A 9,760-nucleotide genomic window follows, 5' to 3' on the forward strand; every position below is an offset into this window, starting at 1 on the left:
ACCCACTATCTATCATGGATCAGAGTGGCGCCGCCCCGGGGGGACAGAACGCTTTTCCAAAGAACAGGATGGAGGCACTCACCGACGGCATATTCGCCTTCGCCATGACCCTCCTCGTCATCAGCCTCGACATCCCTGCAGGCGCCCACGACCTCTCGAACGCCGCTATCCTGGCGATGCTCGCCGATTATCTCCCCGATTTCTACCATTACTTCCTCGCCTTCTTCATCCTCGCCTCCTTCTGGATAGCCCATCACGCCCAGGTCGACCGGCTCCGGCATATCGATCGCCGCGTCCTCTGGATCAACATCGCAACGCTCATGTTCGTTGCGCTGGTCCCGTTCTCCGTCTCCCTCATCGGCGACTACCCGGACGAGACCTTCGCGGCAGTATTCTTCGAGTTGAACCTTCTCTTGATCGGCCTCATATTTGCCGCGCAGTGGTGGTACGCCGCGCACAACTCCCGGCTCGTCCACCCCGGAACCGATGTGCGGCGGGCAAATCGGCGGGTGATGGTGGTCCCCGCCGTCTCGGTCATCGCGATCCTGCTTGCCCTCGCCGGCTGGACATGGAGCACCGCGACCTACGCGCTCATCCCTCTCGTGATGCTCTTTCTGCCCCCGAGCAGGTGAGGGGCGGCAGGACCGCCGGCTGCTGCTGGCTGATGCAGTGGATCGCGCCAAAGCCCGCGACCATCGCCGTGCAGTCGATCCCGATGACCTCCCGGTCCGGGAAGAACCCCTGGATCCGTGTTATGGCGACCTCGTCGTTCGGGTGCCCGAAGACCGGCACCAGCACGACGGAGTTCCCGATATAAAAGTTCGCGTAACTCGCCGGCAGCCGTTTTGCGCCGCCGGCCCTTCCCGGCATGGGGAGCGGGACGACCCGGAGAGGGTTGCCGTCCTGGTCGGTCGACGACCGGAGGATCGCAAGGTTCTCCTGCAGGACGGCGTAATTCTCGTCGTCCTCGTCCTCCTCGACAGCACAGAGGACAGTCCGCTCGTCCACGAACCGGGCGATGTCGTCGATGTGGCCGTCGGTATCGTCGCCGGCGATGCCCTGTTTGAGCCATATGACGTGCGAAGCGCCGAGGTAGGCCTCCAGGTACGCCTCGATGTCGTCCCGGGAGAGGTGCGGGTTCCGGTTCGGGTTTAAGAGGCAGGCCTCCGTCGTGATCACCGTGCCGCACCCGTTCACCTCGATCGAACCGCCCTCGAGGACGATGCCGGGGGTGAAGACGGGGAGGTCCAGCCCCTGGTTCATGACGAGCGGGATCCGTGTATCCTCCATGAGTTCCGGGTACTTCTCCCCCCAGGCGTTGAACGTCCAGTGCACCATCGCAAGGTCCCCGGCCTTAGGGTTGACCACGAACGTCGGTCCGTAGTCCCGGAACCAGACGTCGGCGTAATCGGCAGTATGGAACCTGACATCACCCGTATCGACTCCCTCCTCCTCGAGCATCGCCTCGATGCGGGTGCGCATCTTCTTGCCGGTGACCAGGAGGTTGACGGTCTCGGAGCCGCGGAGGGCCGCGATGATATCGACGTAGGCACGCTCCACGCCCGCAAGGTTGGCGAACGTCTCCCGGTCATGGGGCCAGGAGAGCCAGACGGCATCATGCGGCTCCCACTCCGCCGGCATGCGGTAGCCGGACCCCGCGGGGGTTCTTCCCGGCGGGAGCCTCCGGGTGAGCGGCCTGTAGGTCTCCGGCCGCCGGTTCCGGAAGAACCCCCAGCCCTCCCGGACGGCCTCGTTCTTCGCGAGGTCGACCTCCACGACGAGCACCTCTTCGTCGGTCTCGCTCGCCCGGGCGAGAACGTTCCCGAAGGCGTCCGCGACAAACGAGCTCCCGAAGAACCGGATATCCCTCTCACTGCCCACCCGGTTCACGGCCGCGACATGGACGCTGTTTGCTATCGCGTGGGCCCGCTGGACCGTCTCCCACGCCTCGCGCCAGTCGCCCTCGGGAGGGTCCTCCCCGGCAATCCTGCCGATGGCAGTCGGGTAGAAGATGATCTCTGCGCCCTGGAGGGCAACCGCCCTCGCGGCCTCCGGGAACCACTGGTCGTAACAGATGAGCACGGCGATCCGGCCGTACCGGGTATCGTAGACCCGGTAGCGGTTTCCGGGCTGGAAGTAGGCCTTCTCGTAGAAGAGCGGGTCGTAGGGGATATGCACCTTCCGGTAGGCGGGGAGGAGGAGCTGCCCGTCGGCATCGATCACCACCGCCGTGTTGTAGTAATCGCCCGATTCGGTCCGTTCGTAGACCGGCACGACGACCACCACGCCGTGCTCCCGGGCAAGCGCCGAGAATGCCCCGGTCGAGGGGCCGGGCACGGTCTCGGCGTAACCGGCGGCGTCCGTATCCTCGTACTGCGGGAAGTAGGGGACCCGGTGGAGTTCCTGCAGGCAGAGGATCCGGGCGCCTTTCGCGATCGCTGCTCTTGCCATATCGAGGGTATGAGCCAGGTTGCGGTCGGGGTCCTCGCCGACCGCCGTCTGGATGAGGCCGATCGTGTGCGTGCTCATCTGTATCATCTCTCCGTATCGGTAGGGCACTAAGGCGTCTTATAGCATCCGTCGGACACCGGCCGCGCCCCGGCGCATCCCCATTCGCGTGAGGCCGGACCACGATCCCCACAACCGGCCCGGACGGAATCGCCGGGGCCATACTGTTATCCCGCGCCCCACCGGATAATTACGGATAAGCATGGAGTTCGCGACAACCCTCCTCATCGCCGTCGGGCTCGCGATGGATGCGTTCGCCGTCTCGATCAGCGGGGGCGCCACCGTGCGGGACGACCGGATACGGTGGGCCATCGCCATCGGAGCGCTTTTTGGCGGGTTCCAGGCACTGATGCCGGTGCTCGGCTGGCTCGGCGGGGTGAGCCTCACATCGTTCATCGGGGCATACGCCCCCTGGATCGCCTTCGTGCTGCTTGCCCTGATCGGCGGGAAGATGATCGTCGAGGCGGTGCGGGAGGAGGGCGAGAGCGTCCGGTTCGCCGCCGGGAGCATCGCGACGCTCCTCATCCTCGGCGTCGCGACAAGCATCGACGCCCTCGCCGTCGGCGTCACGTTTGCCGTCCTGGATACCCCGATCCTCTGGCCCGCGGTCACGATCGGGATCGTAACCTTTGCCCTCTCCGCCGCCGGCGTCCTCATCGGGAGTTCCTGCGGCAGGGTCTTCGGGAGGAAGGTCGAGATCCTCGGCGGGTTAATCCTTGTCGGGATTGGTCTGCGGATCCTGGTTGACCACCTCTTCTTCTGACGCTCAGGCGGCTTCGTCCAGGATCCGCCGCATGTCAAGGACGAGTTCTTTGCTCTCGGAGTCGAGCGCGACGAGACGCAGGTCCTCCGCCGACCGGACGCCGACGCCGAGTTCTGCTGCGCGGGCGATCGTCTCCATCGCAAAGATCCGGTTTTGCATCACCTCCGGGCTCGTGTCGTAAAGCCGGAGCAGGGCAATCCCGGCAGCATCAAGCGCGACACGGTCGGTGCTCGCGAGGATGACGTTTGGCGCGATGAGGCTGCCCCGCTCAGGCCCCCCGGTCGAGAACCCCTCCGTTGCATCCATAATAGCCATGTCGCACGGGCAGAACCGGTTGATCTCCGCGATCATCCTGCGCTGGTGCGGCGACGAGTGCAGTTCCGCCATGTAGTTGTAACCGTCGTTCGGGTCCCGCTCTGCCACGGCTCCCACCAGGTTCTTCAGGGAGAGGGAGACATGCCCCCCGAACCGGTGGGTCTTCAAACAGCAGGTCTGGACCACCGCATCCGCCTCAAAAAACACCCGTGCGACCAGAAACCCACGCTCCCAGTGGAGACCGGCAGGCGGGACTGCCTCCCACCCCTCCGGCGGGAGGTCGTCAAGCACCACCACCTCGGCCCCCGCCCGGGCCGCGAGATCGGCTGCCCCCCGGTTCTTCAGCACGGCACGGGTCTCCCCCATCCCGCTCCGCTCCCCGAGGCGGATCGACCGGGCACCCGCATCGCGGATCCGCCCGAGGACCGCCTCCAGCGTATCGGGATGGGTCGTCGCCGGGAACGGGTCGTCACTGTTGAAGTTCGCCTTGACCGCAACGGTCTTCCCGTCAAGCGAGGGGAAGCCGACCTCGTGCCAGAGGGTCTTGAGGGCGTGATCGCGATCCGACGCATCGATGATGTAGACCTGGGATGCCGCTGGAGATGCCATGCGCGCAGAATATCCCGCCAACCTATAAAAATATGCGGCGCGCGGCCCGGATCCCAGGATACCGGGTGATATCCGCGATTACGATCCCGCAGGGGAGTGAATGGGGTCCCCAATCCGTGCCGATTGCTCTCTCCCGGGAAGGGAGGGGAGGAGGCGGGGGATCTCGCACAGGAGACTGCCCCCGGCCCGTTTACCCCCCGGAGAGCCGCGTTCACCGTATCCCGGGACGATTCCCGCTCTCGACCCCGCCGGGTCCGGGTCTTCCCGTGCACCCGGGCGGGCGGGATCCAGAGACCGGATTCGACACGTATAAGAGCACCACGAGCGCAATACGTAGTAAACCTCAGGCAATCGCAGAGACCGCGCATTCAGCGCGGAATGCTTCCAAAAGGCACAAAGCAGGGCCGCGTGTCTCTGAAAGAGTAAAAAGAATGAGGCCAGTTTAACCATGACTTCCAGAATGCACACACCCCACACCACCTGTCCCAGCTGCCACGAAGAGGTCTTCCTGGATGAACTTGTGGGTGGGCGCTGCCCCCTCTGCGGGTATTCCCTCGACGAAGACGACGGAACCTGCAGCGAGTATGAGGAGACCCTCGAGCGCTCCGACCTTGGGTGGATGATCTTTCAATTATTTGTCTTCAAGCGGTTCTGCAGCAGGGGAGCAAGCCCGTTCCAGGTCATGCAGGTCCTCTCCCGGTACGAGGAACTCGCCCAGTGCAACCCTGCCGACGCGGAGAAGATGCAGTTCACTCTGGAAGTTCCGATGGGTCGTCTGGAGCGGCTGCTCCCGAAGCGGTGCGCAAAATGCGGTAAGATATTCTTTTCCGGCGGAAAAGCGGTGATCTCGGGAGACCTCTCGGCTCCCGAACACCCAAAAACGTATATCTGCCCGTCCTGCAATCAGTAGGTCCGGGCAACCAGGGTGGACGTGCCTTTGCCGCCACAGGCGACGCACGGACCGTCCGAGACGGCAATCAGGTCCGACCGGATGTCGGATCCGAGGATGCTCGCATCCACCGCCGCCTCAATCTTTTCTGCGCACTCCTGCGACCCGCACCAGTGAACGACCGCAACTCCGGCCTTCACCGCATCGGCGGTCTCTTCAAGGGTCGCCGCAACGGTGATCCGGTCGGCCATCGCCTGCCGTGCCGCCACTGAGAGTTCCTCCCCGAACTCTGCAAGTATGGAGAAGATTCCTTCAACGACGCCACGCCGGTCGAGCTGGATCTTCTTGCCGCTCCGGGTGACGGCGACGACCGTGTTCGCGTCAATATCCCGCGGCCCGATCTCGACACGGAGCGGGACTCCGCGCATCTCCCAGTGGTAGTACTTCGCGCCCGGGCGCATATCCCGGTCGTCCAGCCTCACGGCGAATCCGGCGTTCTGGAGATCCTCCTTGAGCGCCGAGGCCGCCGTGAGCACCTCGTCGCGCCGCTTCCCGACGATGATCGGGACGATGACGACCTCTACCGGGGCGACCTCCGGCGGGAGGACGAGCCCTTTGTCGTCGCCGTGGACGCTGATCACGGCGGCAATCGACCGCTCGGAGATCCCGTAACAGGTCTGGTAGGCATACTGCCGCTCTCCGTTCGCGTCCTCGTAGGTGATATCGTAGGTGCGGGAGAAGTGGTCGCCGAGCATATGCACCGTCCCGATCTGGAGCGTCTTCCCATCCGGCATGATCGTATCGACCGCGATGGTATAGTCGGCCCCCGGGAACTTGTCCCAGCCCGGACGGCGGGACAGGATCACCGGCACCCGGAGACTGTCGTAGAACTCCTTGTAGAGGCCGAGCGCGACCTCGACCTGCGCCGCCGCCTCCTCCCACGTCGCATGGACAGTGTGCGCCTCCTTAAACGACGTGATCTCCCGGAGACGGATGAGCGGGCGGGTATGCTTCGTCTCGTAGCGGAACGTATTGACGATCTGGTAGAGTTTCAAAGGCAGGTCCGTGTGGGACCGGATCCAGAGGGAATACATCGGGTAGATGGCGGTCTCGCTCGTGGGCCGGAGGGCGAGCGGCACGTCGAGTTCGCTCGTCCCGCCGTGGGTGACCCAGTAGACCTCGTCCTCGAACCCCTTGATGTGCTCGGCCTCCTTCATGAACTCGGTCTTCGGGATCAGGAGAGGGAACATCGTCTCATCATGGTCACGGTCCATCAGGTCCCGGAGTATGCCGTATGCACGCTTCCGGATGCCGAATCCATGGGGGTACCAGACGTAGAGTCCCTTGACCGGGTAGCGGACATCCATGATCTCGGCTCGCCAGAGAACCTCGTTATACCACTCGGAAAAATTGTCTTTCCGGGGAAGTGCGCCTGTATCTTCTTCCATCCGTCTCGTACCTCAAAAACTATGACTGCGTCTCTAAGCGATCATACTTAGGATTGCCGGCGTAATAAATGCCTCCACGACCGCCGCAATCGCAAGGAGCGGGACGACGACCCGGAGAAAGAGGCGGGCCAGAGGCACTGCCCGGGCGGCGGCATCCCCGGTGCCCTGCCACTCGGCGATGAGTTCCTGCCCGAGGAGGAGCCCGAGACCCCCCGCGATGAGGAAGGCGGGGATCTCGAAGATGCCGTGCGGCACGAGGGCCGCCGCGATGAACGCGAGACCCTGCTCCTGGCGCACGAACTCCGTCACCGCACCGATCAGGAGCCCGTTGACCGAGAGGACCAGCACGGTGACCACCCCAAGCGAGGCTCCCCCGAGGAAGAGGAGAAGGCAGGCGGAGAGGTTGTTCAAGAAGAGTTTTCCGGCAAGGACCGCCGGGGAGTCGGAGAGGATCTGGCCCGCCACCTGCCCGGCAAAGAGGGCCATGATCTCTTCACCGGCTGCCGGGTCGCGGGTTACGGCAACGACCCCGAGGCCGATCGAGACGGCAAAGAAGACCGTCGCGAGGATCGTGGCGCGGACGGGTGAGGTCTCAGACATAGAGCACCATCCGCCCAAGGTCCCGTATCCCCGGCGCCATGCCGACGACGATCATGGCAAGCAGGATGAGATGCCAGAGATCGGGGTTTCCCTCCCGACGGTATATCTCAAGGACGTATATCGCGGGGATGATCACCGCGATCTTGAGGAGGAACATCGAGAACGCGGTTCCGGTCGCCTCGATCAGGCTCGAACCCACGACATGCTGCTCCACGTAGTGGATGGGGTGAATATCGATCCCGTAACTTGTGGCGCTCGCATCCAGCATGTGGCCGAAGATGAGGAGTTTGTAGAGGATGTTTGAGGCGTAGTCCCACTTCAGCACGTAAACAAGGAACGCCCAGAGGGCAAGCGACGTGACGGAGGCAAGCACCAGGATGGTGACGAGCACATCGAGCGCAATCCTCGTCTCGGTAAGGCCGAACCAGACAAGCGCCGCACCGGCGGCAAGGCAGGCGACGACCCCCGCCCCTCCGTAGAGGTAGCTGTAGCGGGCAACCAGCCCGGCGTTCTCGGCGAGTTTTCCGGCAAAGAGAGCAACCACCGCGACTGCAAAGATCACAAAGAAGATCAGGGGCGTGATCAGGAGAAAGCGGAGATCGGAGGTGATCATACCGGTATCCTCGACGACACGGAGGAGCCCGCCGAGGACGACGAAGGGCAGGGTCGCAAGGATAAGTTCGGTGTCGATAGCGATCTTATACCGCCTGAATCCCCGGTAGACAAGATAAACGGCTGCAATAAGGATCAGGGCGTAGGTCAATGTATCGACGAGCGTGTATGCTTCGCCGTAACGGATGGGATCTATGTAATATTTGTAGATGAACTCCCTAATCATTACTGATCTAAATGAGCGCAGACCGGATAAACCTACTCAGAACCAAGGTTTTCGATAAGTCCAAATGGATGCAGCTCCCCCGGGACGTCGTTATCGGCCACGACGTCATCGAGCAGATCCCGGCTGTCTGCGAGGACCTTGCTCTCGGGGACTCTGTGCTCATTATACTGGGTGACCGGACACGGGACGTTGCCGGCAGGAGGGTCGAGACGCTTCTCTCCGGGTCCTTCGATGTCGCTACGTTCACCGCCGGCGGCAATGACCCTCTTGACACGATCAAGGAGGCCGAGGAGGCGGCGGCAAAGGTCGGGTTCGTCATCGGCGTCGGCGGGGGCCGGGTGATCGATACGGCAAAGATCGCCTCCTACAACACCGACCGCCACTTCATCAGTGTCCCCACCGCCGCATCGCACGACGGCATTGCCTCATCGCGGGCCTCGGTCCCGACCGCCGAGGGGAACGTATCCCTCGCCGCCGAACCGCCGATCGCGGTCGTCGCCGATACCGCCATCATTGCATCGGCACCCCACCGGCTGCTTGCGTCCGGGTGCGCAGACATCATGGCAAACTGCACCGCGGTCCTTGACTGGGAACTCTCCCACCGTCTGCGGGGTGAACCGCTCTCGGAGTACGCTCTGACGCTCTCCCGGATGACCGCGGAGATCCTCTTTAATAACACCGACCTCATCAAACCCCATTCCGAGGAGAGCGCCTGGATTGTGACGAAAGCGCTGGTCTCCTCGGGCGTCGCGATGAGCATTGCGGGGTCGTCCCGGCCCGGCAGCGGCGGGGAACACAAGTTCGCCCACGCGCTGGAAAGGCTTGCGCCAGGAAAGGGGCTCCACGGCGAGAAGTGCGGGATCGGGGCGATCATCACGATGTACCTCCACGGCGGCGACTGGGAGGGGATCCGCGACTCCCTAAAGAAGATCGGGGCACCGACCACCCCGGCCGAGATCGGGATCGACGACGAGACGGCTGTTGCGGCGCTGCTCGCCGCACGGACGATCCGGCCGGAACGGTTCACAATACTGGATATGGGGCTGACAGAGGAGTCGGCGCAGGACCTCGTGAAGATGCTCTACCGGGAGTGAGAGAATGGCAAAAGAGAAGACAAAAGTGACGCTCATCGGCTCCGCGCTCGCGAGGCAGGGGCTTGAGTTTGTCTACGAGGGGAGCACGTGTCCGGAGTGCGAGGGCTGCAAGGTGCGCAAGGTCTGCCATAACCTGCAGTCCGGGAAGAGATACAGGGTTGTCGGGATCCGTTCAAACACCCGGCACGACTGTCCGGTCCACCACGAGGCGGCAGTCGCGGTCGATGTGGCGGAAGCTCCCGTTGTCGCGCTCATCAGCGCGGATATGGCGATCGCGAACTCGAAGGTGAGTTACGAGTTCTCCTGCTCACGTGCCGGCTGCCGGAGTTACCTGCTCTGCCACCCCGACGGCGTCATCGAAGGGGCGAAGTACGTCGTCGGGGAGGTCCTCGGCAACGCCCCCGACATCTGCGAGCGGGGCCGGCCCCTGAAACTGGTGGAACTGCGGCCGGTCTGACGCTCTTTGCGAGACCTCGCCCGTACCAGCTCGGGTATTTTCCTCAACCCCCCATCCAGATCGCGGCGGATGCTCCGCCACGGTGGTGATGGGAGTTGCAGAGGAATTTACGAAAAGATGCCCATCTTCGGCAACCCCCACTCCGCCCGCGCCTTCGGCGCTCCTCCCCCGCCCCCTCCCGGGGGCAGGGGCAGTGCGTGGCGATAGCCGGAGGAAAGCCGTGCTCTCGGAAACGAGCC

Annotated in this window: 10 protein-coding genes; 5 read left to right on the forward strand and 5 right to left on the reverse strand. The window is 63.7% G+C overall.

Annotated elements, in window-relative coordinates; genetic code table 11:
- Positions 1 to 14: 14 nt before the first annotated feature.
- Positions 15 to 632: a TMEM175 family protein gene (locus QZ650_RS03880; RefSeq protein ID WP_292517375.1), complete on the forward strand. Its 618-nt coding sequence runs from the start codon at positions 15 to 17 to the stop codon at positions 630 to 632.
- Here QZ650_RS03880 and QZ650_RS03885 read toward each other — a convergent pair.
- Entirely contained in the window at positions 592 to 2,529 is a 1,938-nt protein-coding gene (locus QZ650_RS03885; RefSeq protein WP_292517378.1) for an agmatine deiminase family protein, read from the reverse strand. The two genes, QZ650_RS03880 and QZ650_RS03885, sit on opposite strands and share 41 nt — an antisense overlap.
- A 181-nt stretch (positions 2,530 to 2,710) precedes the next feature.
- Between QZ650_RS03885 and QZ650_RS03890 the strand changes: the two genes are divergently transcribed.
- Positions 2,711 to 3,271: a manganese efflux pump MntP family protein gene (locus tag QZ650_RS03890; RefSeq protein ID WP_292517381.1), complete on the forward strand. Its 561-nt coding sequence runs from the start codon at positions 2,711 to 2,713 to the stop codon at positions 3,269 to 3,271.
- 3 nt (positions 3,272 to 3,274) lie between these two features.
- Here the strand turns inward: QZ650_RS03890 and QZ650_RS03895 are convergent, their stop codons facing one another.
- Positions 3,275 to 4,195 carry a DUF362 domain-containing protein gene (locus QZ650_RS03895; RefSeq protein ID WP_292517384.1) on the reverse strand — a complete coding sequence of 307 codons (921 nt, stop codon included), beginning with the start codon at positions 4,193 to 4,195 and terminating at the stop codon, positions 3,275 to 3,277.
- A gap of 460 nt (positions 4,196 to 4,655) precedes the next feature.
- On the opposite strand from QZ650_RS03895, the gene QZ650_RS03900 reads away from it, so the two are divergent.
- Positions 4,656 to 5,105 (forward strand): hypothetical protein, encoded by a 450-nt coding sequence (locus tag QZ650_RS03900; RefSeq protein ID WP_366932175.1) that lies wholly within the window; start codon positions 4,656 to 4,658, stop codon positions 5,103 to 5,105.
- Here the strand turns inward: QZ650_RS03900 and proS are convergent.
- The 3 genes from proS to QZ650_RS03915 are packed head-to-tail and all read right to left on the reverse strand — an operon-like array spanning position 5,099 to position 7,970.
- Positions 5,099 to 6,532: a proline--tRNA ligase gene (proS, locus tag QZ650_RS03905; RefSeq protein ID WP_292517391.1), complete on the reverse strand. Its 1,434-nt coding sequence runs from the start codon at positions 6,530 to 6,532 to the stop codon at positions 5,099 to 5,101. The two genes, QZ650_RS03900 and proS, sit on opposite strands and share 7 nt — an antisense overlap.
- Positions 6,533 to 6,565: 33 nt before the next feature.
- Complete coding sequence (locus QZ650_RS03910) at positions 6,566 to 7,132, reverse strand: stage II sporulation protein M (protein WP_292517394.1); 567 nt, start codon at positions 7,130 to 7,132, stop codon at positions 6,566 to 6,568.
- Positions 7,125 to 7,970 carry a DUF63 family protein gene (locus QZ650_RS03915; RefSeq protein ID WP_292517397.1) on the reverse strand — a complete coding sequence of 282 codons (846 nt, stop codon included), beginning with the start codon at positions 7,968 to 7,970 and terminating at the stop codon, positions 7,125 to 7,127. Before QZ650_RS03915 ends, QZ650_RS03910 begins: the two co-directional genes overlap by 8 nt.
- Before the next feature lie 11 nt (positions 7,971 to 7,981).
- On the opposite strand from QZ650_RS03915, the gene QZ650_RS03920 reads away from it, so the two are divergent.
- Positions 7,982 to 9,064, forward strand: coding sequence for an NAD(P)-dependent glycerol-1-phosphate dehydrogenase (locus QZ650_RS03920; RefSeq protein WP_292517400.1), 1,083 nt, complete (start codon positions 7,982 to 7,984; stop codon positions 9,062 to 9,064).
- 4 nt (positions 9,065 to 9,068) lie between these two features.
- Complete coding sequence (locus QZ650_RS03925; protein ID WP_292517403.1) at positions 9,069 to 9,521, forward strand: UPF0179 family protein; 453 nt, start codon at positions 9,069 to 9,071, stop codon at positions 9,519 to 9,521.
- Positions 9,522 to 9,760 lie beyond the last annotated feature (239 nt).

Origin of the sequence: Methanoculleus sp. (genome assembly GCF_020696975.1) — an archaeon.
Classification (GTDB): Archaea; Halobacteriota; Methanomicrobia; order Methanomicrobiales; family Methanoculleaceae; genus Methanoculleus.